This window comes from Arthrobacter sp. CP30, from assembly GCF_053470025.1.
The window spans coordinates 348694-374705 of the sequence record NZ_JBQEMM010000001.1; the positions used below are offsets into that span (position 1 = coordinate 348694).

Genomic DNA, 26012 nt, shown 5'->3' on the forward strand with positions numbered 1-26012 from the left:
CTGGACGACGCAGAAGCGCCTCCCCCAAAGGCTAACCAGCCTAAAGAGAAGTAGCGGAAATGACACAGCGGGATCGGACGTCCCTTCCCTTTGTCGCACGAGCCACACAGCCCGAACACCCTGAATCTGTACCGAGGACACCCTTCCTGATCACGGGCCTCTCGTGCATCTGTTCGTCCTTTTCAGGTGCTCTGACCGACGGTCGAGTCCGCCTGCCAGTCCCTTGCTTCACGTGCGCACCCCGGTTCCTGCCCGGACAGGGGCCTCCGGTCAGCAGTCGGGGTCGCCGGATCGGCCGTGAGCTGTCCCGGTGGGGAAACCGACGGAGACTAGTTGCGGGGCGGAGCAGCAGCCGCCCTTATCAGCACCACTGGCCATCTCGGCTTCGACAACGTCACCGGCCCCACGGGTACCGCAGGTGTTACTGCTCTCCTGTGTGCCAGTTCCGCAGGAAACATCACCCGTTGCACCGGTCGTACCTGTTCCGCAGGTCGACGCAGCACCCTGGGAGTCAGTTGAGGTCGCGGAGGCTGTTGCAGGGATGGTGTCGCAGGAGCCGCCGAGGTCGGTGCTGCAGACCCCTGTCTCAGGAAGATCCAGCTGAAGCTGGGATGCGGCTTCGAGGTCACCGGCGATCGCCGCGGTCACGGAGCGGACCTGCTCGTACCCTGTGGCGAGGAGGAACGTAGGGGCTCGTCCGTAAGACTTCATTCCCACGAGATAGAAGTCCTTCTCCGGGTGGGCGAGGACGTCCGCGCCGTGGGCGGGAACTGTTCCGCAGGAATGGAATTCCGGATCGATCAGGGGTCCGAGGGCGCGCGGGGCCTCCACCGCAGGATCGAGTTCCAGACGCAGTTCGCGGAGGATGTCGAGGTCCGGGCGGAACCCGGTGGCGGGCACGAGAACGTCGACGTCGACGGTACGAGGTCCGTCCGGCGTCGACGCAGTCACGGCCAGACCTGTGTCGGTCGCATCGAGGTTCGTGATGGTGAAGTTCGTGACGAGTTCGATCACGCCGTCGCCCACGAGAGTCTTCAGCCGGCTGCCAAGAGCGCCGCGGGCGGGCAGGCCGTCGAGGTCCCCGCCGCCGTAGAGCTTCTGAGCGGATCCGCTCCCGCGGACGGCCCAGAGGACTCGGGTACCGGGTTCGTTCTTGGCGACCTGGCCGAGGTTGATGAGGGTGTTCGCGGCCGAGTGGCCGGCTCCGACGACCATGACGGTCTTACCAGCGAAGCGGTCACGTTCGGTGCCGACGACGTCGGGCAGCGCGGTGGTGATGAACGCGGATGCGGTGTCTTCGCCGGGCGCGTGCAGGCCAGCCTGACCGAGGGGGTTGGGCTGGCCCCAGGTGCCGGAGGCGTCGACGACGGCGCGCACAAGGTGATCGGTGGTGCCCTCGGGGCTGGTGACGCGGACGAGGAACGGGGTGGTGTCGCGGTCCTTCGTTCGGGTCTTGTCCATCCCCAGCCGGGTGACCGCGGTGACGGTGCTCTTGAAGTGCAAGGTCTCCCCGATGGCCGGGAGGACGGCGAGGGGTTCGAGGTAGGACTCGACGAGTTCACGCCCGTATGGGAGGACGGCGAGGGGTTCGAGGTAGGACTCGACGAGTTCACGCCCGTATGGGAGGGCGGTCTGGCGTGGCTCGGACCAGCCGGTGGTCTCCAGGAGGCGCCGGGCGGCGGGGTCGATGTTGTACTGCCAGGGCGAGAACAGGCGGATGTGCGCCCACTGCCGAACAGCTGCTCCGACGCTGTCTCCCTGCTCGAACACGATCGGGGTCAGGCCCTGCTCGAGGAGGTTCGCGGCCGCGGACAGCCCGATCGGTCCGGCACCAATCACGGCGACCGGTAGATCCGTGATGTCGCCGGCGCCCGTCGTGTCCGCCGACGCGGCGGCTGATGCGGTGCTGATGGTGGTGGTGTCAGACATGGGCGTTCTCCTCGATGAGAGCGGTAGCGATGCTGGGGGCGTCCTCGAGTGCGGCGAGGTATCGTTCGGCGTCCAGTGCTGCGGCGCAGCCGGATCCTGCTGCAGTGATGGCCTGCCGGTACCGGTGGTCGACGGCGTCGCCGCACGCGAAGACACCGGAGAGGTTCGTCAGGGTGGTGGGTGCGTCGACGACGATGTAGCCCTCGGCGTCGAGGGTGACCTGGTCCTGGACGAGGTCGGTGCGGGGCAGGTGCCCGATGGCCACGAAGATCCCGGTGGCAGCCAGTTCCCGGGTGTCCCCGGTGACCGTGTTGGTGAGCGTGACCCCGGTGACCTTTTCATCTCCGTGGATGTTGGTGATCGCGCTGGCGTACTCGAAGTGGATCTTCTCGTTGTCCATGGCCCGCTGCGCCATGATCTTCGACGCGCGCAAGGCCGAGCCGCGGACGACGACGGTGACGGTGGCCGCGAAGCGGGTGAGGAACAGGGCTTCCTCCATTGCGGAATCCCCGCCGCCGACGACGATGATGTCCTGGTTGCGGAAGAAGAACCCGTCGCACGTCGCGCACCATGACACGCCCCGGCCGGTGAGGCGCTTCTCGTCAGGCAGCCCGAGTTCCTTGTACGCGGAGCCGGTCGCCAGGATTACCGCCGGCGCCTGGTACGTGATGCCGCTCAGGGTCGTGACGGTCTTCAGGTTCCCAGTGAGCTCGACTGTGGCTGCGTCGTCGTACTCGATGACCGCGCCGAATCGTTCGGCCTGCCCGCGAAGGTTCTCCATCAGCTCCGGTCCCTGGATGCCTTCGGTGAAGCCGGGGAAGTTCTCGACCTCCGTCGTGTTCATCAGCGCACCGCCAGCTGTCACCGCGCCGGCGATGACCCTCGGGTTCAGACCGGCACGGGCGGCATAGATCGCCGCGGTGTACCCGGCGGGGCCGGATCCCACGATGATGATCTTTTCCTGCTGCAGGTCTGTCATGACGGTGCCTTTCAAATCTTGGAAGCGGCGAACGGGGAGGGCTGGGAGTCAGGTGCTCTGCGTGCCTGTACCGGCACCGGTGGGCAGGAGTTCGCTGATGAGCTGCTGGATACGGCCCTTGATCTCGTCACGGATCGGGCGGACGGACTCGACGCCCTTACCGGCGGGGTCCTCGAGGACCCAGTCCTCGTATCGCTTGCCCGGGAAGTACGGGCACTTATCCCCACAGCCCATCGTGACCACGACGTCGGAAGCCTTCACGGCTTCGGTGGTGAGGATCTTCGGGGTCTCGGCAGTGATGTCGATACCCTCTTCCTTCATCGCTTCCACGGCTGATGGGTTGATCTGGTCGGCGGGCTGAGAGCCAGCGGACAGGACCTCGATACGGCCCTCGGAAAGGTGATTCAGGTACGCAGCGGCCATCTGGGACCGGCCCGCGTTGTGAATACAGACGAACAGGACCGATGGCTTCTTACCCGCCAGGGTGTCCGTAGCGTTCGTCTCTGCTGCTTTCGTAGAGGTTTCGGTGGTCATGGGAAATCCTTCGGTCTTCGCCCTGTCCCGGCACTCCGGAAAGGCCTTGTGAATAGTGGATAGGAGTCAACAACTCCTGGTTTCTCGCGTGTACGAACACTTCGGAGAGATTGACTGGCTTCGATATTGAGTATGCGGAGCCATATCGATGGTTGTCAATGTACGGGTATGCTGGGTGGCATGACGACGATTTCCGAGCCCCGGATCCTGGCTGCAGATACGGACCTCGCGACCACAGAGGTGGTTAGTGAGGATCGGTGCTGCGTGCCGTCCGGGGCACCGGCGATGAGCGCGCAGCGGGCTGAAGAGCTATCCAAGCAGTTTAGGGCGATCGCGGACCCGAACCGGTTGCGCCTGGTCTCCCTCATCTCGGCCAGTGCTGAGAACGAGGCGTGCGTATGTGACCTCACCGAACCGTTGAACCTCGGGCAGCCCACGGTGTCGCATCACCTGAGGATCCTCGTCGACGCCGGGATCCTGCACCGCGAGAAGCGCGGCGTGTGGGCCTACTTCTCCATCGTGCCCGGCGCGCTGGATGCCCTCGCCGGCGTCCTTGCCGAACCCAAGTAACCCCCCCCCACGTCGCCCTAAGGCCCCTCCGGGTCCTGGTTGATTCCTATTTGCCCAGAAGAAGCGAGTACTCCTGTGAGTTTCAAGGCCGACAAGCCCTCCGTCCTGTTCGTGTGCGTGAAGAACGGCGGCAAGTCCCAGATGGCTGCCGGTCTCATGGACAAGGTCTCCGGGGGCTCCGTGATTGCCGCCTCCGCCGGGTCGAAGCCGGGGTCCGCCGTCAACGCCCTGTCTGCCGAGGTTCTGGCCGAGGTCGGCGTTAACGTCAGTCAGAACGTCCCCCGGCAGATCACTGTCGAGGACCAGAGCCAGGCCGATGTCGTCGTCATCCTGGGTGCCGAGGCGCAGGTCGACGAGGTCGAAGGAACCTTGTACGAGCGGTGGGAGACCGACGAGCCCAGCGAACGCGGGATTGACGGTATCGAGCGGATGCGTCTGGTCCGCGACGACATCCTCGAGCGCGTCACCGCCCTTCACACCACCCTCACCACCCGCTGACCCCCAGCTGACCCCACTGTCACCTCCTCACCGGTGAGCTCATGAGTGACTTCACCGGTGCGTTTCTTCCTGCCCTCCTGTTAGGAGCCCTGCTGCTATGACTGCCATGACCGTGGTCGCTGTTCTGATCTTCCTCGCCACCCTGACCCTGGTCATCTGGCAGCCCAAGGGCCTCGGCATCGGGTGGTCCGCCCTCGGCGGCGCCGCCGTCGCCCTGATCACCACAGTGGTGAGCCTGTCGGACATACCGGTGGTCTGGGACATCGTCTGGAACGCGACCTTCGCCTTCGTCGCGATCGTCATCATCTCCCTCATCCTCGACGAGTCCGGGTTCTTCAGATGGGCGGCACTCCACGTCGCCCGGTGGGGCAGGGGTAACGGGCGTTTGCTGTTCGCGCTGATCGTCCTGCTCGGGGCCGCGATCGCGGCGGTGTTCGCCAATGATGGCGCGGCCCTGATCCTCACCCCGATCGTGATTCAGATGCTCCTGGCCCTGAAGTTCCCCGCTAAGGCTTCTCTCGCGTTCGTGATCGCATGTGGTTTCATCGCCGATGCCGGGAGCCTGCCCCTGGTCGTGTCGAACCTGGTCAACATCGTCACCGCGGACTTCTTCGACATCAGCTTCGCGCGCTACGCCGTCGTCATGGTCCCCGTGGGCATCGTGTCCGTGGTCGCGAGCCTCGGGGTCCTGTTCCTGTTCTTCCGGAAAGCCATCCCCCGCACCTACGACATGAGCGTCCTGGGAACACCGAAATCCGCCATCGCGGACCCCCTGACGTTCAAGACCGGATGGGTGATCCTCGGAGTCCTGCTCATCGGCTACTTCGCCGCCGAGCCACTCCACATTCCTCTCTCGGCTGTGGCAGGCCTCGGCGCCGTGGTCCTCATGCTCGTCGCATCCCGCAAACCCGCGTTCCTGTTCCCCCGGACCGCAGTCCCAGTAGCAGCCTCAGTGGCAGCACCGGTGACCACATCGGTGACAGCGTCGACAAAGCAGGTGGTGACGCCTGCAGCTGATGCTGATGATCGGGCAGCGGACCTCGACTACGAAACCGTCGGCGCAGCTCACCGCTCAACCGGCGGCACCGCGAACAGCGCTCATTCCACCGCCGATATGAAAACCTCTGACGCGGACGCGAACAACGAGGTGTCCCTCTCAGCTGGCGGAGCTGCGGCACTTCCGGACGGTCGGATCTCGGTACCCCGGATCCTCAGGGAAGCGCCCTGGCAGATCGTCCTGTTCTCCATCGGTATGTACCTCGTCGTGTACGGGCTCAGGAATCAGGGCCTCACTGACGAACTCGCCGGCGTGTTCTCGAACATCAGTAACAACGGGGTTCTCATCACTGCCCTCGGCGTCGGAGTGATCGTCGCCGTCCTCGCCTCCCTGATGAACAACATGCCCACCGTCCTGATCGCCTCACTGGCCATCGGCGCAGCCGGGGCCACGGGCCTGACGCAGGAGGCGATGATCTACGCAAACGTGATCGGCTCGGACCTCGGCCCGAAGATCACCCCGATCGGTAGCCTCGCAACGCTCTTGTGGCTGCACGTCCTGGACCGCAAGGGCATTCACATCGGCTGGGGCCAGTACTTCCGCACCGGGATCGTCCTCACCATCCCGGTCCTGATCATCACCCTCCTCGCCCTCGCCGGCTGGCTCACCGTCATCGGGGTCTAGGAGTCGGAAGGCCGCGGAACAGTCGCTCCCGCGGTCATGGGATATCAGTTCTGCGGCTGGGCTGTGGTGCGGGTGCGTGTTGCGGTGGCGACGCCGACGGTGGCCAGGACTGCCATGGCGATGCCCATGCTGGGGTAGCCGCCGAGCACGACGGCCAGGGCCGGGCCCGCGGCGGGAGCCAACGCGCCCACGATGGTCACGGGCGCCGCGAAGACACCCTGCAGGGACCCGAAGTTCCGGGTTCCCCACCGCTCGGACACGGCTGTGGCCTGCAGCAAGGTGTTGCAGTCGCGCACCATCCCGGCGAGGACCGCGACGACGACGAGTAGCCCGGTGGGTCCGGGCACCAAAGCCAGCGCCTATACGCTGACGGCGCCGGCTGCGGTCAGCACGACGGTCCGTCCCACAGTCGAGATGCCTGCGGGCAGGGCCGAGTAGGCGACCCGCCCGATGACCTGCCCGACCCCGATCAGACCGAACGCAACGGCCGCGGTCTGATAGCTCACTCCCCGCTCGAGGAACAGGGCGATCAGGTTGAACGTCACCGCATACAACGCCAGCGTGGACAGGGCCATCGTGACCTGCAGGAACCGGAACGGGGCACTTCGCGCTACTGCCCGGACGTCCTGCACCGGTGCCTCCTGTATGTGGGAGGTCGGCCCGGATGACCAGTGGGCGTTAAGGAAGAACCAGTGCAACGGGATCGTCACCACGGCCAGAATCCCGGCCAGCACGATGTAGGCGGTACGCCATCCGAGCCCATCGATCAGAGCGGCCGTGACGGGCGCGAAGATCGTCGACGCGAACCCGGCCACGAGGGTCAGTATCGTCAACGCCCGTACCCGATGGATTCCGTACCAGCGAGTGAGGACCACAAACGCCGGCTGGTAGAACACCGCGGCCTGCGCGAACCCCGCGACCAACCATGCGGCCGCGAACACGGCAAAATTCGGTGCAGCCCCGACCAGCAGCAGTGCCAGGACACCGATGACGCTCCCCACCGTCATCAGCAGCCTCGGTCCCGTGCGGTCCAGCATCCGTCCGACACGGACACCAGCGATGGCAGACACGATCAAGCCGGCCGAGAAAGCCGCCGTCATCGCGGGTACGGACCAGCCCGTGTCCGCACTGATCGGGACCAAAGCCACCGGCAACGAGTAATACAGCAGCCCCCAGCTCGTCGTCTGCGACACGCACATCGCCGCCAAGCCCCTACGAGGCCGATCCTGTCCACCACTGATCACCCGACAACCCTAGAGTCAGCGCCACGGAACTCTTGAGCGTGGTCATCCACCTGTGGACGGGTGGAGCCCGAAGGGTGGAGCTCAAAGCCGTCCACCTGTGAGTGAACACTCTCACCTGAGCGCCTGACGTATATGGGGCATCGGCGCCCAGCAATCCGGAATCTACAGACCAACATCTGTAGATTTCTACAATCCACGTCATCTCCCGAATGGCCCGCCAACACCGATCACGCATCCGCACCTGAGCGCACGCCCGGCGTCGCATCGGCGCCCTTATTACCTACGGTGCGGCGTTACGTGCGCGGAAGATGCATTCAGTGGAGCAATGCTCATCACTGTCGGGACAATTCGCCAGGCCCTGATCAGCCTGGTCGAGACGCACACGCAAAGCATCCAGGCGTGCTCGTTTTTCCTCGAGCTGCCGCAGGCGTTCAGCGAGCAACGGTCGCAGGTTATCCCGGACCGTCGTGCAGGACTCCTCATCCAGAGAACGCAGGTACCGTCCGATGTCCTCCAACGGCAGGCCGAGCTCCTTGCTCGCCTCGATGAGGTCCAGACGGTTCAGCACCTCGGAGTCGTAGTCGCGGTAGCCGTTCAAGGCCCTGCGGGAGGTGATCAGGCCGATGCTTTCGTAGTAGCGCAACGCGGTCGTGGTCACACCGCTGCGCTGACTGACCGCGGAGATTCGCATGGGCCGAGCCTACGGGCGTCCACGCTCCTTGACCTTCAAGCGACTCGAACGTTTAGCGTTGATCCTCGTGCCCTGCCTTCCTGTCTGTCCCGCCGATCCTCCCGCTACCTTCCCTGTCCGATGACTGCCTCTATCGCGTCGATGGAACGCCATCAGATCGCCCTGTACTTACTTGCTATCGCCACTGGCGGTGCGCTCGGGCTTCTATTGCCAGGAGCCCACTATCTCGAGGTCGGTATCGAGCCCGTCCTCGCGTTGCTGCTGTTCGCGACTTTCCTCAGTGTGCCGTTCACAGCGCTCAGGGCGTCCCTGCGGGATGTCCGGTTCCTGTCCGCTGTCGGGGTTGTGAACTTCCTGCTCGTACCAATGGTTGCCTATGGCCTGTCCCGGTTCGTCGCTGATCAGCCAGCCTTACTCTTCGGGGTCCTTCTGGTGCTGCTAACACCGTGCATCGATTACGTCATCGTGTTCGCCGGTCTCGCCGGCGGCGCGTCCGACCGGTTGCTGGCGGCCGCTCCACTGCTGATGCTCGCGCAGATCCTGCTGCTCCCGGTCTACCTGCTGATCTTCCTCGGCCCCGAAGGCGTCGCGGTCGTCGACGTCGCCCCGTTCGCGAGAGCGTTCCTGCTCCTGATCGTCTTGCCCCTGTCCGCGGCCGCAGCCACACAGTGGGTAGCTAGAAAACGCAGCATCGGCCGATTGATCGAGCGCACCATGCTGGGCCTGATGGTCCCGCTCATGATGATGACCCTCTTAACCGTCGTCGCCTCCCAAGCCGGCGCTGTCGGCGCGGTTGCCGCGAAGCTCCTGATCCTCGTACCGATCTTTGCAGGGTTCCTGATCACCATGACCGTCATCGGCCTCATCGCAGGTCGGCTGTTCAGGCTCGACGTCGGCTCAACCCGGGCCTTGGTCTTCAGCGGAGCAACCAGGAACTCGCTGGTGGTTCTTCCCCTGGCTTTGGCTCTTCCCGTTCCACTGTCTTTGGCGCCCGTTGTAGTCGTGACCCAGACGTTGATCGAGCTTGTCGGCATGGTGGTTCTCGTGCGACTGACACCCTATTTGGTTCGCCCCACAGGTAGCCGGCTACCTCGTTACATGGCCGCCCAGTCTCGTTAGGTTCGGGTTTGCATCTAGTCAAGTCAGTGCGGTCACGTGCCTTTTGAAGACGATCGAATGGTTGCTGCACTCGAACTCCTGTGGGGTTGGGCGAGGCATTGCTGTACCGGATCCGCCGTAGCCGCTCAGGTGAAGACGTGGAGGAAGCGGAAGAACACGGAGGCGGCGACGGCGATGTAGGTCAGGGCGATGATCGGTCCGACCCAGTCCGTGAGCCATCGGGTGAGGCCGGCGGGCGCGGGGATGACCCCCTGGGCCAGGTTCCTGAGGGTGGTGAGGATGACCAGGGGGATCATCGCCGCCCAGACGATCATGCAGTACAGGCACAGGATGTAGATGTCGAACAGGGCCTGGCTCCACAGCCACACCGCGAAGACGGCCCCGAGGGTGACACCCACCTGCAGGCCGAGCCAGTACCAGCGGGCCAGCCGGGCGCCGGCGAGCAGTGCCATGCCGGTGGTGATGATGATGCTGAAGCCGACGAGGCCGATGAAGGGGTTGGGGAACCCGAAGAGCTCCGACTGCCAGGTCTCCATGACCTGGCCGCAGGACACCCACGGATTGATGTCGCAGCTGGTGACGTGGTCCGGGTCCCGGTAGAGCTCGAGCTTCTCGAGGATCAGGATGCCGGCCGCGACCCAGCCGGTGATACCGGTGATGATGAGCATCGCACCGAAGGGGACCCTCTGGGCGAAGACCGGACCCGCCGGCCGTGCTGCCTCAGTCCGCTTTGCACGCTGATCTGGATCAGCGGTTGTGTCGTGTCCGGTGTAGGCCATGCGGGTCAGTCCGCGATCGCGGTCTCGATGAGACTGCGGAACTCTTCAAGGGTGGCGGGTTCGATCTTTTCGCCGTCGAGGAAGAACGTGGGGGTTCCCTGGAGGTTCATGGCCATCGCGTCGTTCTTGTCGAGGTTCACCCGTTCCATGGTTGCCGGATCAGCAATAGCTGCGTCGTAGGCTTCCATGTCCAGCCCGAGGTCCTCGGCGTAGCCGCGGAACACCGGGGAGCGGTCTTCGTTGGTGTGGCTCCATTCGGTCTGCTTCTCGTACATCACCGAGTGCATGTCCTTGAACTTGCCTTGCTGGGCGGCAGCTTCGACGGCGGCGGCTGCGGTTTCAGAGTTGGGGTGACCAGGTAGCGGGAAGTACCGTGCGACGACGGTGAGGTTCTCCCCGTACTCCGCGGACAGGTCCTCTACGACCGGGTAGGCGGCCAGGCATGCCTCGCACTCGAAGTCGAGGAACTCGACGAGGACGGCCTTCTCATCTGTTGCCTGGGACAAGCGGTGGCTGTCATCCCGGACAATCTGGGCCGCGGTCCCGTCGGCATCGGCTGCCTGCGATGCGTTGCCGCCGAGGTTGTTGAACACGATCACCAGTCCGACGACGAGTGCTGCAAGGGCGAGCAACCCGATGGCGATGCGGTTCTGCAGGCTCAAACCCTTGCGTGTTGTCGGTGTCGTAGCGGGGGTGGGCACGGTGGTGTCTCCTCGTGGTGTCACTATCAACCGTTCAACCACCCCTGACGGGCGGGTCGATGGGTCTGATGATGGGTCTGCACTGCGTGCAGACCCTGGGCTGGTGATCTAGTCGTGCTTCTGGGCGTTCGCGCAGCAGGCACAGGACGTCTGCCCTGTCGTGCGCTCAGTCGCTGGTGCTTGTGCTGGCCTGTCGGTCAGTGTGAGGACGGTGGGCTCCGTCCGGGCGGCCACTGCCGGTGTCACTTGGGATGTAGAAAGCGGGGCTTTGTCGTCGGTTGTGCTGGTGCAGCAGGAATCAGCGCCGCCGGCGCTTGTGCTTCCGCAACTTTCAACGCTTTCATCGTCTCCGAGGTTTCCGAAAGTCGGGGCGCAGCAGGAATCGCCCTTCCACGCCTCGAGGCCTTCCTTGATCGCGACGGCGGCGATCACCAGGGCGGCGATCGGGTCGGCCCAGGACCACCCGAGGGTGCTGTTGAGCAGCAGGCCGACCAGCAGGACACCGGACAGGTAGGTGCAGAGCAGGGTCTGCTTGGAATCCGCGACAGCGGAGCGGGAGCCGAGCTCGCGCCCGGCACGGCGCTGCGCCCAGGACAGGAACGGCATCACGGCGAGACTGACCGCGGCCAGAATGATCCCGGTCAGAGAATGCTGGGGCTCTGCTGCGCCGAGCAGCGCGCGGACGGCATCGAAGGTGACGAACGCGGCGAGCCCGAAGAAGGAGAACGCGATCAGGCGCAGCGCGGTCTTCTCCCGGGCCTCCGGGTCACGGCCGGCGAACTGCCAGGCCACAGCGGCCGCGGAGAGGACCTCGACGATCGAGTCCAGCCCGAAGCCAATCAGCGCGCTCGAGGATGCGACGGTGCCCGCGCTGATTGCGATGACAGCTTCGATCACGTTGTAGGTGATGGTTGCGGCCACGAACAGGCGGATGCGTCGAGCCAGGATCGCCCGTCGCTCAGGCGGCACCGGTGATTGCCCCGAAGCAGCCAGGTCCACCAATGAAACCCCATCGGCTGAGGAGTGGGCTGAGGTCCGGGCTGGGGTGTGGGTGCTCATCAGCAGCAGGCCTTTCCGGTGACGTGGTTCGCCGCGTCGGTACAGCAGCACTCGGCATCTGCGACTGCGACGACCTGCAGTAACGCGGTCAGGGCGTCACCGAGCTTCCGGTCAGCCAGTTCATATCGCACCCGCCGACCCTCGGGCAGCGCGACAACAAGGCCGCAACCACGCAGGCACGTCAGATGGTTGGACAGGCTCTGCCGGCTCACTCCCGCCAGCTCCGCCAAATCACTCGGGTATGCAGGGCCTTCCCGAAGGGTCAGGAGCACCTGGGCCCGTGTCGGATCCGACAGGGCATAACCGAACTTCGCCAGGACAGCTGGCAGGGTCAACGTTTCCACCCCCCCAATGATACATGGCGCTGTGTATCTAAGGACGTTTGCCTGCTAGGTACGTCGTGCTGAGTAGTGAGACGGTATCTGGTTGGTTCTCAGCTCATAGGTCCTGCAGTAGTCCAGGTGCTCGATCTGATTGAGGGGTGAAAGATGCGACACGGAGCAGGGAAGAGGGACTGTGGTTGCGGTCCAACTGAAGCCCTGCAACGAATCAGGTCCAACGATCGGAAAGTATCGCGATATTGTCGGCAGGACTGACGAGATAGATGGGTCTGGTGGCAGTGATTGATGGCGGAAGGGGTGGCGTGACACGAACCGGCGCCCCTTTGCGTCTTCTGCGGTCCGCTGTTGTCACGTTCTGCATGATGTCTTTGGCTGTAGGAGCTCACGTGGTTGGTGGCGGCATTCTGCCGTCGACGCCTGTGCTGATCAGCTTGGCGTCGCTCGCTTTGATGCCCGTAGCTTTCCTTGCCCGACGCCGGTTGTCCTTCCCGATTCTCATCGGGCTAGTCGCTGGGGGGCAGGTGCTCTTGCATCATTCATTTGAGATGCTTTCCAGGTCGCCTTCTTGTGCGTCGAGTGCAGGTCACGCCGGTGGCACTGGTCATGCAGGCGCCGCCGCGCAGTGCGCGACGTCGACGGCACCAACATCAGCAGGAATGCCCTCCGGGCATTTTTTGCCTCATTTCATCGACAGTGGTGCAGCGCCTCTGATGGTGATGGGCCACTTGGTGGCTGTTGTGGTGATGATCGCGCTCCTCGCCCGGGGAGAGAGCGCCATCTTCCTCCTGATGACCTGGCTGCGGCCGCTGATTACTGTGGCCGACCCTGTGCCAGCCGTCATTGACCCAATCCTTGCCAGCTATTCCGAGCGTCCGATTGCTCCGCCGGCACGCCGACCCCTGCCTGTCGACGCTCGACGGGGTCCCCCGTCAGACCTGCCCCGGATTGTGGCGGCCTGCTGACTCGTGTGTTCACACGTGATTGATCGGTCGCCTGCACGGCCCCTCCTATCCATCACTGTTCTATGCCCGGCGACTGCTGACGAAAGCGCCGGGGTCTGAAAGGCACACCATCATGCACATCTCTATCGGATCAACCTCAGCTGCTCGCACCAAGGACGGAACCCGCGTCGACCGCTCACTCGAGGGCAAGGTCGTAACCACGAAACACCTGCTCCGCGGGCGTGCCCCTATCCGCACCGTTGCTGCGTTGCTGACGACATCAGGTCTACTTCTGGCCGGTGCTGCAGCAGCTACGGCCCATATCAGCGTCACGCCGACGTCCACAACAGAGGGTGGATACTCTCAGCTGACCTTCAGCGTCCCCAGCGAATCAACCGAAACGAAGACCAACAAGATCGAAGTCGCCCTTCCAACCGAAACCCCGTTCACCTCCGTCAGGGTCAAACCCGTGGAGGGTTGGACTGCAGAGGTCGTCCGTGGCGACCTGCCCGAACAGATCGTAGTGGAAGGTGCAACTCTGACCGAAGCACCGTTGATGGTGGTTTGGACCGCCACTGACGAGGAGCACCAGCTCGACGCTCAGCAGTTCCAAACGTTCTCCCTGTCGGTAGGGACGCTGCCCGAAGCGGGTATGACGGTTGAGCTGCCGGTTACGCAGTCCTATGCCGACGGCACGGAGCGGGTCTGGGACGAACCTGCAGTCGAAGGCGAGGATGAGCCCGAAAACCCTGCGCCTTCTTTCGTAACAACGGCGTCCGAGGGCACTGATGGTCACGGCGGAGCTACCGCGGAAGCTACGGATGAGGCCGCAGCGTCCGAAATGAGCGCACCTGACACCGAGCAGGCCTCGGCGACATCAAATGCCGCAGGAAGCACTGTGGGGTGGGTCGGTTTGGGCGCCGGGATCCTGGGTCTGCTGGTCGGGGCCCTCGCTCTCGCTCGCACCCGAGGTCAGCGCAACAGCTAGTCCGGTACACCACCAGGCGCAGGCGTCCGTTCACGGGTGCCTGCGCCTGGTGGTTCCGCCCGAAAGGAATAGACATGAACATTGATATCGCCCAGCCGACTGGTGCACACGCCAACGCACACCTTGCAGAGTCGTCCAGGTCTGCAATCGATCCGCAGGTCGAGACCCGAGTCTCGCGCCTTCCCTACTTCCGTCTGCGCGTCCTTCGGCACTCCCGTCGCCTCCTCGCCCTCATAGCAGCATCGATTCTCGTTCTGGTCGGTCCCATCGCAGGGGCTGCGGCACACGATGAGCTCGCCTCAAGTTCCCCCGCCGCCGAAGCCACTGTCGGAGTTACTCCCACAGAGGTAGTGCTGACCTTCACCAATCCACCGTCGGGAATCGGGGCGGAGATCATCGTCCAAGATAGTGCTGGAGCGACATGGTCGGAAGGCCCGGTGACCGTGGTGAACAACACCGCTGTTCAAGCATTGAAGCCTGGCACACCGGCCGGAACATTTACTGCCCAGTGGCGGGTAGTGTCCTCGGACGATCATCCGATCGAAGGGACCTATACCTTCACGAGTCAAGCTGCACAAGCCGGACCTCCCGCGGTAACGCCGGGCAGCTCACCGATTGCTACCGCTTCCACTGCCGAAGGAACTAACTCTTCGACGCCCTCAGGCTCGGACAGCAACCCCGTGGTGACCGGTTCCTCAGATGCCGCCGATGCTCCTACTGTGCCCGCCTTCGTCGTCTACTTGGGCGTTGGAGGTGTCATCGTCGCCGTGATTTTGATTCTGCTGACCCGACGGCGCCTGAACCAGAGGTAGAGCACCCTCTGAGCCTGACAGGAGTGATTCGTCGACGCCCACGGGTCCCTCTTTGCTTCATGTCTCGTCTCCGTCACCGATGCCCTACCCCGCTGTTTGCCTTTAGCTCATCGGCCCTCCTTCTGCAACACGATGGGAGGAGGGTCGTGGAGCAGCACATCGAACACTTGTCGGCGGACAGAGCCCTTCTCGGCCCTACCGCTCCCACTCCTGACGTCTGAAAGTCACAAACTCTTCGTGATCATCGAAATTTTGCATGCGGGCACCACTCCCCGGGTCAACGAGCTACGTCGACGAACCGAGCAGGCTCTAGCCGACCTTGCCCCATACGCCCATGTTGGCCTCACTCGGGCCGCCACGCGCAAAACTGGACCGTCCGTGCCCGAGCATCTACTACCTGTCCTCCTGATCGATTCGAAAGTCGTTCCAGCCTCACCAGCTGACGTCAGGCAACAGATGAAGGGCTCAGCGGCCCCTGGGGCTGACACGGGCGACGACGCGCCTGGTGAGCATCCTGACGAATTCGGGGTACATTCAGCCGTGGCAACACCTGCTCTCCCGCCGGCGGAACCGCCCCTACCAACCCAGCAACAGATTGGAGCGACGCTGGCTCAGGTGCTCCTGACTTCAGGGCCGAGCGCCATCAGGCTTCCCCTCGTGCACCGTCGGATCGTCGCCGTTGCCCTGTTGCTCATGGTCATCGGAGCCTTGTTGTCGACGATCGTTGCCATCGGGCCGGTCCTTACTTATTCCGGGCTCCTCCTGCTGCCGATCGGGCTGTCTACGAACGGAACCCGAGCACGACAGCAACCTCTGATGCTCATCGCGGGGGTGGCATGTGCCTTCAGTGCGCTTCTCCTCCTGTGGTACTTCGGACCCTTGATCTTCAACACCGTTGACGCAACCCCCCCTTCCGCCTCGATCCTCTACAGCGCTCTCCTCTGCCTCTGCGCCGCTTGGGGTAGCGCTGCCATCGCGCTCCTGGCTCGCCGACGTCTCCGTCAGCGGCTCAAAGACCGTCTCCTGCAGGCTGTCAGAGAGTTCTAGCTGACGAAGGTTCAACGCAACTTGCACTTATCGCCAATCAGCGATATAAACGTTCTATGCCGATTAATTATGAAGCTCATCAGCACGAGGACGTAGCGAGGATCTTTCGTGCGCTGGCGGAGCCTTCTAGGCTGACGCTAATACACTGTCTGGCTGACGGACCGCACCGTGTCGGCGAGCTTTCCACTCATCTCGGTCTCGCTCAGTCCACAGTGTCAGCGCACCTGGCTCTCCTTCGGGATGCCGGCCTCGTATCGGCTACGCCAGAGGGCCGCGCGACTGTCTACAGACTCGCCCATTCTGGATTGGATGATCTCCTCCATGCAGGAGAACGACTTGTCGCACCTGATGTTCAGAACTCGCACAACCAGATGCACGGTGTTCCAGAGCGACATGACGACGTAGTGGATGTCAGTCCCGCGGGCTCTTCCCCGGGCATCCCCGATGGCCGACCTTCGGATTCTCTGGTTGCTTCCAGCATGATCTCGAAGGCTGAGCTTCGACCGGCAGGGGCTCGGTCATGACGGATGGACACCTCCCACATGTAGGAGGGCAGAACACCCGCACGGCGGCCGGATCTGGTGGAGGTCATGGGCACTCCCATGGTCTGACGGTCGGTGGTTCCCACAGAGGTCGGCTTGTGGGCGCTCTGGCTATCACCTTGTCGGTGATGCTCATTGAAGTTATCGGGGCGGCCGTATCTGGATCATTGGCTCTGCTGGCCGACGCCGGGCATATGCTCAGCGATTCCCTGGGCCTGGCGATCGCTATCTTCGCGACGTGGCTCGCAGCGCGCCCTGCAACGGAGCGGCGGACGTTTGGTTGGAAGCGTGTCGAGGTCCTAGCCGCACTGGTCAACGGCCTGATTGTCGGTGTCATTGGTGTTCTGATGCTGATCGAGGGGACAAAACGAGCCCTTTCACCGGCTGAGGTCGAGGCACCGATCATGCTCATCGCCGCGGCTCTTGGTTTGATCGCAAACTTCATCGCCCTGCGCCTTCTGATGGGTGGCCAGAAGGAGAGCCTCAATGTGCGGGGCGCGTACCTGGAGGTGCTGGGCGACATGCTCGGCTCCATCGCCGTCATCATCGCCGCTGTGGTCATCCAATTCACGGGATTTGCCCGCGCCGATGGCCTTGCCAGCATCGCGATCGGACTGCTGATCCTGCCGCGTGCCTACAGCCTTTTGAAGGCTGTAGTCCTGGTCCTCCTCGAGGCAACCCCAGAGGAGACTGATCTGGCCGAAGTACGACGGCACATGGAGGAAGTGCCCGGAGTCGTTTTGGTCGATGACCTGCACGCCTGGACCATTACCTCCGGCCTGCCGGCGCTGACTGCGCATGTACAGATCGATTCTGGTGCCTTTACCAGCGGCCGAGCCGAGCAGATTCTGTCCGAGCTCAATGCCTGCATCAGCGAGCATTTCGACATCCGCCACTCCACCTTGCAGCTCGAACCCGCCACGGGCCGTCACGATCACTGCTGATCTAGCAGTGCTTGGCTGATTACGCCTCAGGTTTCACTTTCCTCCGTGACCGAACGCACCCATATGCGCTTGGCGTCGGAAGCGTTCAGACGCACAGTCTGGTTTTCCTCCGAACCCGGGACGGAGATGTAAAGATGCTTGCCACGGCGCGCCTGGATCATGAGGGTGCGGCCCGGGAGCATTTGGTGGGCGGCCAGTACACGTAGCAGTTCAGGGATCTTGTCATCGACCCGTAAGAGGACCGCTTGCTGATCCGGACCAAGCTCTGCCAGGAGGGAGAAACCTGTTGGTCGGGTGAAGCCTGTCGTGCCCGGAATCGGATCACCATGAGGGTCAGTGGACGGGTATCCAAGACGTTGGTCCATCACTGCGAGCAGTCGATCGGACACTGAGTGCTCCAATAGTTCCGCTTCGTCATGGACTTCGTCCCAGGTGTAGCCGAAATACTGGACAAGCCATGTCTCGATCAGGCGATGCCGGCGCACTACGGCAATCGCTCGGAGTGTTCCTCGATGAGTCAGGTAGAGCGGCCCGTAGGGCACGTGGTCAATCAGTCCCTGGGCGGTTAGCTTCTTCACCATCCCTGTGACTGATGCAGGAGTCACACCTAGTTTTGAGGCCAGGGCGGACGGGGTAATGGCCTCGTCTTGCCATTCAGTGTGCTGATAGATGGTCTTCAGGTAATCCTCGACGGCTGCATCCGGCAGAGTGCCTTTGCGCTGTGTCGTCATGATCAACTGATCTCGTCTCGCGGGCCGCTGCACAGCCACATAGATATCACATGGGTCTGATCGGGCTGGCGACGATCGCAGCCGGCGTCACGCGTTGTCATCGAGTTCTGCGCTGCTCTCACGGCGCTGCTCCTTACATCATGTCTTCGGTCATCTCTCAGCATCCTCGGTATCGCTGCTGATCAGGCGTACAGTCTTTGCGTTTTAGTCTTGCTCCCGTGGGCTGGATGGCGTCGTATGTGCCCGAAGGTCATGGCACTCACCCCGTGCCGGTGAAGACGAGAAACAAGAGGGTGAGGTTTAGGGCCACCAGCAACCCTGCAACAATCATCCCTAGCAGCGTCGTCCACCACTTGTTTCGGTGCTTTCCCATCACCTCTGGTCTGGTCCCGAGGTAGACCAGCGGAAGCAGTACGAAGGAGATGCCGAAGGAAAGCACGACTTGACTGGCGATCAGAGCCTGCGTGGGGTCGACGCCAAAGGCCAGGATGAGGATGGCGGGGATCAGAGTGATGATCCGACGCGCACTCAGGGGTATACGCAGTCGCAGCAGCCCGTGCATGATTTCAGCTCCCGCGTATGCACCGACAGAGCTTGAAGCCAGCCCGGAGGCAAGAAGACCGACAGCGAAGAGAGTTGCGATAACGGGGCCGAGGACATCGGTGAGTGCACTATGGGCGCCTTGAAGGGTGTCAGTGTCATTCCGGCCCTGGAGGGAAGTGGCGGCGAGCAGCAAAATGGCAAGGTTCACGGCTCCGGCGATACTCAGCGCGATACTCACATCCCAACGGGTCGCTCTCAATAGCCGCGGAACCATGGCGATCGGACGGACATGGAAACGGTCACGAGCTAGGGCAGAATGCGCGTAGACCGCATGCGGCATGACCGTCGCTCCGAGAATTGAGGCTGCAAGAAGTACAGATTGGGCCCCCTCGAACGAGGGAATCAGCCCATCGGTCACGTCCGCAGCTTGGGGTGGATTAACGAAGACACCAGCTGAGAATCCGATGGCAACTATCACCATCATGGAGATGATGGTTCGTTCGAAAGTCATGGGACGGTTCTTTCCCTGTAGCTGCAGGACGGCCAGCGACACGGTCCCGGTGATGATTCCACCCACGACAAGAGGAAGATCAAATAGCAGGTTCAAAGCAATCGCACCGCCAAGGATCTCCGCGATGTCAGTTGCCATCGCAACCAGCTCGGCCTGCGCCCAGAAGGCTCGCCTTCCCCACTGCGATCTGATGCGTTTTCCCAGTATCTCCGGCAGGCTCTCGCCGGTGACGATACCCAGCTTTGCTGATAAGTATTGGACCAGCCAGGCCATGACGTTACCGAGGACGACGACCCATACGAGGAGGTAGCCGAATGCCGCACCAGCGGTCATATTGCTGGCAACGTTCCCAGGATCGAGATAGGCCACGCCCGCTACGAGAGCTGGCCCCAACAGCCAGCGGGATGCCAGCGGATCGCGTGGCTCACGTGATGACGGACGACCTACGCGAGGAATGTCGTTGGCGGCGCGAGAGCGAGCACGAAGCATGCGGCGACGATAACAGCTTTAGGTGCGCCTAAATAGATCTTATTCTCACTGATGCGCGTAAGTTCCCCCTGGGAATGTACTGCACTGACGATTGGCCGTCCCTCAGGAGCAGGTGGTCTTGTCGATGGTGATGTTGAGGTCGTGCGGGACGGAGAAGTCGCGTCCTGGTGCTGAGAAGCCGACGAGGACATCGTCGGCGGTGCCTCGTGTCACAGTGTCTTCGAGAGCGACGGATACCACAATGTTGATGTGCTGGTCCGGCTCGAACGTGTACCCCACGGCGGGAACCGGCTTCACGGAGAAGGTACTGGGTTCCTTCTTCGTGGGTGTTGGAGTCGGTGTTGCACTATGGCCTGCTCCGTGCCCGCCGGCTGGGGTGGGTGAGGCGCCGTGATTGCCGTGGCCTTCCCGGTTTGCAGGGGTGATTTTGGCGTCGATCTTCCGCAGGCCCTGTGCATCGACGAGGTCGACGCTGTCGAAGGTGAAGGTTTCCAGGGTTGGGTTGTGCAGCATGATCGTGTACTGGAGGAAGCTGTCCTTGGGTTGCACCCCGCACAGGGTGGCCCCGTCCGCGCGGATGTTCAAGGGATCATCACCAAGGTCCGCTGAAAGAAAGGACGCCGCTTCCTGACCCTCTCCAGCTGCTTCGCTCGCATTTGAAGCATCATCTGCGTCGGCTGCCTCTGACGCACCGACAGACGGTTTGGCTGAGCCTTGAGCATTGACGTCCTGGGTATTGACGTTCAGCGGGTTTTGTTCGGTGACGCCGCACCCGGTTAGAGCGGCAGCAGTCAGAAAGGCCAGCGCGACGCACGCAGCTGGGCGGCCGAATGAGCTCATATGGGATTCACCCCTGGTAGTCCGGAGATCCGCAAGCGAACCGTGACGGACGTGATTCGGACCACAGGTCCCGTTGGCTTGGTTTACCCCGGTCGGCGGCGAGGATTTGAGGCTGCAATATGCGGCTGCCCGTGCTCGAGCGGCTGAGTCGGGGTCTTGTCATCGAGGTCCTGGTAGCGGGCGGGAACGGTTAGAGACGGACGGCGCCGGAGAGGAAGGGCTCACCGCAGCTCTTTTCCATCTCCAGCGCCGTCCGGGTGAGATGGAAGATGCATCCGTCCCGATCACTCGCACATGAGGATGACCCAACAGTAGGCCCTGATTCTGCAAAGACGCTGAAAAACCTCCCACGACCCGAAACGCGACAGGCGACCTTACTCCCCATTCCCGTTCTCCACTGGTAGAGGTATCCGCGATCAAAACCGGTGCGAGCCCTGGCGAGCAGTGTTGGCTCATCCGGCTCCTAAGCTGAACAGGGAAGGTCTGGGTGGACGAGTTGGGATGGGAAATGTGATGGGTGAGGTCTCACTGGACGCTGATGCCCGGCCGCTTCCTGTGCGTGTGAGGCTCCGGTCTCTCCTCGAGGCTGTCGCAGCCCGGGACGAGGATGCCTATCGGGCGCTCCTGTCGCTCATGGGTCCTGGGATCTTTGCGTGGAGTGAACGCGTCGTGGCTGACTCGAGCATCGCCCTGGAGGTCTCGCAGGAGGTGTTCCTCGAGATCTGGCGGAAAGCCGGCACCTACGATGCTGACCGTGGCCACCCGGACACCTGGATCATGATTATTACGCATCGCCGTGCGTTCGACCGGGCAGCGACCGAAGAGCGCGCACACCGCCACGAACTCCAATACCTCATCAACAACCTCAGCCGTGAGGTCGACGACACGTCGGAGACCGCACTTGACCGGGTCGAACATCAGACTGTTCGGGCTTTGCTCCCAAGACTGACCCCGGTACAGCGCGAAGCGATCTATCTGGCCTTCTACGAGGACCTGACCTACGAACTGGTTGCCGTGCGCCAAGGTGCTCCGCTCCCCACGGTCAAGAGCCGGATCAGGGACAGCCTGATCGTTCTCCGTCGCGCACTCACCACCGCATAACCCCCTAGGGGTGAACGTCGGCGTAAACCCCGGCTCGGACGAGGTGTCGAACTCTTCCTCGGGCAGGTTCGTAGCCGACCCGAAGCGCACCTCGACCCGGACGCGCCGTGCGGCTGGCAGACGCGAAAAAATTAGTTCGCATCCTTCCCATCCGCTTACCGGGGTGCTCCGAATCACATTCAGGCACACCTACGACGGGTGCGCCCTCACCGCACAGTGAAGGATTTCCCATGAACAAGAAAATGCGGCTTCTCGCAGTTCCCGCTCTGGCTCTTGGCGTCGTTGCCATGGCCGGTGCCCCCGCCATGGCTGCTGATGGCTCCTACTCGTCCACGCTGGGCCAGCTCAATGGCACCACCGGTACCGGAACGGTCACCGTCGACGTCAAGGGCGACACGGCTACCGTCAACCTGCAGGTCAACGGCCTCGCCGAGACCTTCATGGACGGCCCGTACCCCCACGTCCAGCACATCCACGGCCTCGCCATGGGCACCTGCCCGACCAGCGCCGATGACGCCAACGCTGACGGCATCGTCAGCGTCACTGAAGGTGCTGGCAAGTACGGTGGAATCCAGACCACCCTCACCACCAGCGGGGCCACCGGCCCCGAAGAGGGCCTGAACCTCGCCCTCGGTGGCCAGGGCGGAACCTACAATATCCAGCGCAGCTTCGAGGTCAACCAGAACACGAAGGACGCTCTCGCCGCCGGCACCGCCGTTGTCGTCGTCCACGGCCTGGATCCCGCCACGGCCGGCGTCTCCGAGGAAGTCTTCAACTCCCCGAGCGACCTCGACCCCACGCTCCCCCTCGGCGCCACCTCGCCGGCACTGTGTGGCAACCTCGCCGCAACCCAGATGGGCGCCATGCCTTCCGGTGGAGCAGACACCGGTGTCGCACAGGAGACTGGCAGCAACGCCGGGATGCTCGCCCTCGGTGGCGGCCTCGTCCTCGCCGTTGCAGCTGGCGGAACCTACGCCGTCCGTCGCCGCACCAACTAGTCACACCAGAGCACCACTGAACTGATCGGACCGATTTCACACCATGATTAGTTCACTCAGCGGCCGCCGTCGAAACTTCCTGGTTTCAACGGCGGTCGCTGCTGTTCTGCTCACCGGATGCGGCGCACCCGCAGACCCGCAGACAGCAACAACCACCCAGCAACCCAGCGCTTCCTCGGCCCCGGTACCGGCTACCAGCAGTGCCGCCCCGACAGTCACACCTGCACCCGCCGCACCCTCCAGCGCCACCCCAGCTCCTACCGAAGCCGCAGAAGAATTCCTCCCCGAATCAGCGCCGGTGTCCTTCACCATCCCGGCGATCGGGGCAGGCTCGGATCTTCTGGCCCTGGGACTGCGTGAGAACGGGTCCCTCGACGTTCCACCCGACGGGCCAGGCGCTCCCGCCAGCTGGTACAACCAGTCCCCCAGCCCCGGCGAACAAGGACCAACAGTCCTCCTCGGGCACGTCAACGCAACCGACGGCGGGCCCGGTGTCTTCGCGGACCTCCGCGCCCTGAAAGCCGGCGACGTCGTAGAGGTCACCCGGCAGGACGGCACCGTCGTGAAGTTCGCCGTCGACCGCGGAGAGCAGTACCCCAAGAACGACTTCCCGACCCTCACCGTCTACGGCAACACCGACGGCGCCGAACTGCGCCTGATCACCTGCGACGGCTACGACCCCGCCACCGGACTATTCGACGACAACTACGTCGTCTATGCCAAGAGCATCTAAGCCGCAAATTCCGGCTACGGCCGACGGTTCAGCGCTCGGCCCCTGAACTTGCCCTCCCCCCCCCCCGTCAACCAGCACTTGTCTGGGTTGACGGTCTTCGGACTGAGCACAATCACCGGGGGTCTATTGACACAGCTGGCGGTGGAAATCATTACCCTAAATTGTTCACGGTACGATGTACCTAGTGTCAAGGCGGCACAGTGTCGGCAGTAAGCCGGCAGATGACCTCTCCGGCGGGCGTCGACACCTCAAGGGTGTGGGGCCTGGTCTGATGCGATAGGACCGGTACGCTTCCCATGAATCCTTGGTTTGCGGCAATGATTCCCCTAGCCATCATCCTGGTCCTGGGATCGATAGCATTCTTCATTGGATGTAAGGGGTACCTGTCCAACGACAATGACACCGACCAGGACTCTCCGCCTGCACGTCCTGTCTCTAAACAGACCCCACGTCATCAGGCCACGAGCAACCAGGCCACGAGTGATCAGGTAAGGCCGAACACCAGTGCAGCTAATCGGCAAGCTGCTCTTCGGCAGGCTGTCAGTAGTAGCGACAGACTTATCTTGCGCGCTTCTCACGAGCGCGCTGTCCTCGTTCAGTTCATTGACCTGTATTCTCCCGGAACGATTTCCGTACAGGAGTTTCTGGCGAATCTCCGCACTGACTATTCACGGCGGGTAACGTTCGTGACACGACACCTGCCCACAACGGACGATGCCTACCTCGCGGCCAGCGCCCTTGAGGCAGCGGACCGTCAGGGATACTTCATTCAGTACTTGGAAGCCCTCACACTGGATCCCGAAGCGCAGGAACGCCCCCGTCTTAGCGCGTCCATCACGGCCGATACGTACCTGATGATCGCACGCGAGCTTGGACTCAACAGCGATCGCTTCGAAGCGGACATGAACAGTGAGCAAGTGCGAACCTTGATCGACAGTGACAAGGCTGAAGCCGCACACGCCGGCGTGACGCGAGCCCCGGCACTAATTCTTCTCGACGACCAGAACCACAACACTCTCACGTCGCTCCAGGATTTTCGCGAGGCCGTCCGACTCGTAGCACGCTGACCTGCGGCTGGATGCTCTGAGAGCAGCCTAGGACCGGGGCCTCCCTCGTCGCACAGACCCTACCCAGAACATGGACTACAGGACGCTAAACGCAGGACAAGGGTGTGCGGAACAAGGATGCCGCGAGTGGAGGTGCGATTGGGATGATCAGCACCGCCAGGAGTCCGGCGGACCCGCCTATGGCGCGTTGCCCGTCTCCTACGATGCCTTTTCCTTCGATGCTCACTTCTATCGGGTGGACGGGAGTGCCGCTTTGGACCAGCTGGGGGAAGGGTAGTCCTTCGTGATGGTCAGCGGTGGCGGTCATGGCGTGCAGCGCGTTGCCTGAGCTGCTCGAGGTATTCGTTGTATGCGTCGAGTTCCGGTGTGCCCTCGAGATTGTGTTTACGGTCCATTGCTTTTGAGGTCACTGTCTCATCGCGCTGCCACCGCACCATGATGATCAGCAGCATCAATACGGATGGCAGTTCCCCATAGGACCAGGCCAGCCCCCCTGCTATGCCCTGGTCCGTCAACGGGTCGACATCCCATCCCGCCGGTAACGTGCCGAAGAAATCTACGACCGGAGTAGTCGCCATCATCAGCACGACGCCAAAGAATGCATGCAAGGGCATCTCTGCGAAGATGTCGAGGAACCGACCGAGATGGGATTGTTTGACCGGCAGCGGATCCGTGGACAGCACTGGAACCGTGAAGAGGATTCCAGAAATCAGGAACAGCAACTCCAACGTGATGTGTCCGTACCAGGAGGGCAGCATCGCGTCTGCGATACCGCTGAGGTAGACCCCGTAGAAGCTCACCAGGAACACTGGGATCATGAAGGCCGGATGGAGCAGGATTCTAGCCGTTCTGGACTTTAGACCAGCATGCGCAAGCCTCAGGACCGGTCGGCCGAGGCCACGGTGAGGAGTTGCGCGTAAGAGGAGCGTGCCTGGCCGGCCCAGAACCAGCAAGGGCGGCACCGCCATCATGAGAGTGAGTTGCTGGAACATGAAGACGGAGAACATTCGCAGCCCGTAGCCCTCGACTCCGGCACCCATGGTGATCATGATGATCATGCACCCTGAGAGGAAAACTGCTGTCCGCCACACCGGCCAGGATCTACCGGATGTCCACAGGCGGATCGCACCTGTCAGGTACAAAAGGCCCAGTAGTAAGGCGATTGCAGGTATCAGCGGGATCGGCTGCAAGGTTGGCGCCAGGTACGTTGCCCATGAAGGAGGTGCTTCCGGTATCCATACCGGTCCGCTGACCCATGGTTCGTTCACTGTTGCCCGCCCTTCCTCATTCATTATCGCCGCCCCTTGGTCATCACCGCCAAAGAGTTCTGATCAGTGATGCGTGCCTGTGCCACAGCGAATGCGCGTCGCGTGAGGAGGACCTCTCGAGGCAACAGCACCAGGCTGGCTTGCATCAGTGGAACTTGAGCCGACGCTCGTTACTTTGACGTGCAGGTTTCAGTGGTCGGGCCGGTTCTGCTGTCCTCCTCGTGGTGCCTGTGGATGGGATTTGAGGAGGTGGAAAAGGAAATAGCGGCAAGCACCCCCGTCCAGGGCACTTGCCGCTATCTCAGCTCAAGGGTATTCGCTTCAGCAGACAG

At 62.8% G+C, this 26012-nt stretch carries 27 protein-coding genes; 12 read left to right on the plus strand and 15 right to left on the minus strand.

Going from position 1 to position 26012, the window contains the following annotated elements; translation table 11 throughout:
* Window positions 1-270 precede the first annotated feature (270 nt).
* The 3 genes from ACTIMO_RS01750 to ACTIMO_RS01760 are packed head-to-tail and all read right to left on the minus strand — an operon-like array spanning window position 271 to window position 3442.
* Window positions 271-1929, minus strand: a complete 1659-nt coding sequence (locus tag ACTIMO_RS01750) for an NAD(P)-binding protein (RefSeq protein WP_448181280.1) — start codon at window positions 1927-1929, stop codon at window positions 271-273.
* Window positions 1922-2908, minus strand: a complete 987-nt coding sequence (gene trxB, locus ACTIMO_RS01755) for a thioredoxin-disulfide reductase (protein WP_448181281.1) — start codon at window positions 2906-2908, stop codon at window positions 1922-1924. The genes ACTIMO_RS01750 and trxB overlap by 8 nt, the downstream gene beginning before the upstream one ends.
* 48 nt (window positions 2909-2956) lie before the next feature.
* Window positions 2957-3442 (minus strand): arsenate reductase ArsC, encoded by a 486-nt coding sequence (locus ACTIMO_RS01760; protein ID WP_448181282.1) that lies wholly within the window; start codon window positions 3440-3442, stop codon window positions 2957-2959.
* A gap of 180 nt (window positions 3443-3622) precedes the next feature.
* On the opposite strand from ACTIMO_RS01760, the gene ACTIMO_RS01765 reads away from it, so the two are divergent.
* From ACTIMO_RS01765 to ACTIMO_RS01775, 3 genes are all read left to right on the plus strand, one after another.
* Window positions 3623-4012 (plus strand): ArsR/SmtB family transcription factor, encoded by a 390-nt coding sequence (locus tag ACTIMO_RS01765; protein ID WP_448181283.1) that lies wholly within the window; start codon window positions 3623-3625, stop codon window positions 4010-4012.
* A gap of 75 nt (window positions 4013-4087) precedes the next feature.
* The gene (locus tag ACTIMO_RS01770; RefSeq protein ID WP_448181284.1) at window positions 4088-4510 is read left to right on the plus strand and encodes an arsenate-mycothiol transferase ArsC; all 423 of its coding nucleotides are present in this window, start codon (window positions 4088-4090) and stop codon (window positions 4508-4510) included.
* Window positions 4511-4607: 97 nt separating this feature from the next.
* The gene (locus ACTIMO_RS01775; RefSeq protein WP_448181285.1) at window positions 4608-6191 is read left to right on the plus strand and encodes an arsenic transporter; all 1584 of its coding nucleotides are present in this window, start codon (window positions 4608-4610) and stop codon (window positions 6189-6191) included.
* Window positions 6192-6235: 44 nt separating this feature from the next.
* Here ACTIMO_RS01775 and ACTIMO_RS01780 read toward each other — a convergent pair whose 3' ends face one another.
* The 3 genes from ACTIMO_RS01780 to ACTIMO_RS01790 form a co-directional block, all read right to left on the minus strand.
* Complete coding sequence (locus ACTIMO_RS01780) at window positions 6236-6538, minus strand: hypothetical protein (RefSeq protein ID WP_448181286.1); 303 nt, start codon at window positions 6536-6538, stop codon at window positions 6236-6238.
* 12 nt (window positions 6539-6550) lie between these two features.
* Window positions 6551-7384 carry an MFS transporter gene (locus tag ACTIMO_RS01785; protein ID WP_448181287.1) on the minus strand — a complete coding sequence of 278 codons (834 nt, stop codon included), beginning with the start codon at window positions 7382-7384 and terminating at the stop codon, window positions 6551-6553.
* A 331-nt stretch (window positions 7385-7715) separates the two neighbouring features.
* Entirely contained in the window at window positions 7716-8126 is a 411-nt protein-coding gene (locus ACTIMO_RS01790) for a MerR family transcriptional regulator (protein ID WP_448181288.1), read from the minus strand.
* A 120-nt stretch (window positions 8127-8246) separates the two neighbouring features.
* On the opposite strand from ACTIMO_RS01790, the gene ACTIMO_RS01795 reads away from it, so the two are divergent.
* Window positions 8247-9245 (plus strand): arsenic resistance protein, encoded by a 999-nt coding sequence (locus ACTIMO_RS01795; RefSeq protein ID WP_448181289.1) that lies wholly within the window; start codon window positions 8247-8249, stop codon window positions 9243-9245.
* A gap of 125 nt (window positions 9246-9370) precedes the next feature.
* Here ACTIMO_RS01795 and ACTIMO_RS01800 read toward each other — a convergent pair whose 3' ends face one another.
* From ACTIMO_RS01800 to ACTIMO_RS01820, 5 genes are all read right to left on the minus strand, one after another.
* Window positions 9371-10024, minus strand: coding sequence for a vitamin K epoxide reductase family protein (locus ACTIMO_RS01800; protein ID WP_448181290.1), 654 nt, complete (start codon window positions 10022-10024; stop codon window positions 9371-9373).
* Between the two features lie 5 nt (window positions 10025-10029).
* Window positions 10030-10725: a DsbA family protein gene (locus ACTIMO_RS01805; RefSeq protein ID WP_448181291.1), complete on the minus strand. Its 696-nt coding sequence runs from the start codon at window positions 10723-10725 to the stop codon at window positions 10030-10032.
* A gap of 108 nt (window positions 10726-10833) precedes the next feature.
* Window positions 10834-11718, minus strand: a complete 885-nt coding sequence (locus ACTIMO_RS01810; protein WP_448181480.1) for a cation transporter — start codon at window positions 11716-11718, stop codon at window positions 10834-10836.
* 65 nt (window positions 11719-11783) lie between these two features.
* On the minus strand, window positions 11784-12128 hold the full coding sequence (locus ACTIMO_RS01815) for an ArsR/SmtB family transcription factor (protein WP_448181292.1): 345 nt from the start codon (window positions 12126-12128) through the stop codon (window positions 11784-11786).
* A 676-nt stretch (window positions 12129-12804) separates the two neighbouring features.
* Window positions 12805-12966: a hypothetical protein gene (locus ACTIMO_RS01820; RefSeq protein WP_448181293.1), complete on the minus strand. Its 162-nt coding sequence runs from the start codon at window positions 12964-12966 to the stop codon at window positions 12805-12807.
* Between the two features lie 233 nt (window positions 12967-13199).
* On the opposite strand from ACTIMO_RS01820, the gene ACTIMO_RS01825 reads away from it, so the two are divergent.
* From ACTIMO_RS01825 to ACTIMO_RS01840, 4 genes are all read left to right on the plus strand, one after another.
* Window positions 13200-14054 carry a YcnI family copper-binding membrane protein gene (locus tag ACTIMO_RS01825; RefSeq protein WP_448181294.1) on the plus strand — a complete coding sequence of 285 codons (855 nt, stop codon included), beginning with the start codon at window positions 13200-13202 and terminating at the stop codon, window positions 14052-14054.
* A gap of 74 nt (window positions 14055-14128) precedes the next feature.
* The gene (locus ACTIMO_RS01830) at window positions 14129-14866 is read left to right on the plus strand and encodes a copper resistance CopC family protein (RefSeq protein ID WP_448181295.1); all 738 of its coding nucleotides are present in this window, start codon (window positions 14129-14131) and stop codon (window positions 14864-14866) included.
* Window positions 14867-15969: 1103 nt separating this feature from the next.
* Window positions 15970-16437, plus strand: coding sequence for an ArsR/SmtB family transcription factor (locus ACTIMO_RS01835; RefSeq protein WP_448181296.1), 468 nt, complete (start codon window positions 15970-15972; stop codon window positions 16435-16437).
* Window positions 16434-17399, plus strand: coding sequence for a cation diffusion facilitator family transporter (locus ACTIMO_RS01840; RefSeq protein ID WP_448181297.1), 966 nt, complete (start codon window positions 16434-16436; stop codon window positions 17397-17399). The genes ACTIMO_RS01835 and ACTIMO_RS01840 overlap by 4 nt, the downstream gene beginning before the upstream one ends.
* Window positions 17400-17425: 26 nt before the next feature.
* On the opposite strand, the gene ACTIMO_RS01845 is transcribed toward ACTIMO_RS01840, so the two are convergent.
* The 3 genes from ACTIMO_RS01845 to ACTIMO_RS01855 all read right to left on the minus strand — a co-directional run bounded on the left by ACTIMO_RS01845 (window position 17426) and on the right by ACTIMO_RS01855 (window position 20513).
* Entirely contained in the window at window positions 17426-18130 is a 705-nt protein-coding gene (locus ACTIMO_RS01845; RefSeq protein ID WP_448181298.1) for a metal-dependent transcriptional regulator, read from the minus strand.
* Window positions 18131-18389: 259 nt separating this feature from the next.
* Entirely contained in the window at window positions 18390-19673 is a 1284-nt protein-coding gene (locus tag ACTIMO_RS01850) for an Nramp family divalent metal transporter (protein WP_448181299.1), read from the minus strand.
* Between the two features lie 102 nt (window positions 19674-19775).
* Window positions 19776-20513: a hypothetical protein gene (locus ACTIMO_RS01855; protein WP_448181300.1), complete on the minus strand. Its 738-nt coding sequence runs from the start codon at window positions 20511-20513 to the stop codon at window positions 19776-19778.
* Between the two features lie 513 nt (window positions 20514-21026).
* On the opposite strand from ACTIMO_RS01855, the gene ACTIMO_RS01860 reads away from it, so the two are divergent.
* The 4 genes from ACTIMO_RS01860 to ACTIMO_RS01875 all read left to right on the plus strand — a co-directional run bounded on the left by ACTIMO_RS01860 (window position 21027) and on the right by ACTIMO_RS01875 (window position 24412).
* Window positions 21027-21614: a sigma-70 family RNA polymerase sigma factor gene (locus ACTIMO_RS01860; RefSeq protein ID WP_448181481.1), complete on the plus strand. Its 588-nt coding sequence runs from the start codon at window positions 21027-21029 to the stop codon at window positions 21612-21614.
* 230 nt (window positions 21615-21844) lie between these two features.
* A complete protein-coding gene (locus ACTIMO_RS01865; protein WP_448181301.1) occupies window positions 21845-22612 on the plus strand; it encodes a hypothetical protein in 768 nt (255 codons plus the stop codon).
* A gap of 298 nt (window positions 22613-22910) precedes the next feature.
* Window positions 22911-23345 (plus strand): sortase domain-containing protein, encoded by a 435-nt coding sequence (locus ACTIMO_RS01870; RefSeq protein WP_448181302.1) that lies wholly within the window; start codon window positions 22911-22913, stop codon window positions 23343-23345.
* Between the two features lie 296 nt (window positions 23346-23641).
* Window positions 23642-24412, plus strand: a complete 771-nt coding sequence (locus ACTIMO_RS01875; RefSeq protein WP_448181303.1) for a DsbA family protein — start codon at window positions 23642-23644, stop codon at window positions 24410-24412.
* A gap of 290 nt (window positions 24413-24702) precedes the next feature.
* On the opposite strand, the gene ACTIMO_RS01880 is transcribed toward ACTIMO_RS01875, so the two are convergent.
* Window positions 24703-25704: a cytochrome c oxidase assembly protein gene (locus tag ACTIMO_RS01880; RefSeq protein ID WP_448181304.1), complete on the minus strand. Its 1002-nt coding sequence runs from the start codon at window positions 25702-25704 to the stop codon at window positions 24703-24705.
* Window positions 25705-26012: the final 308 nt, after the last annotated feature.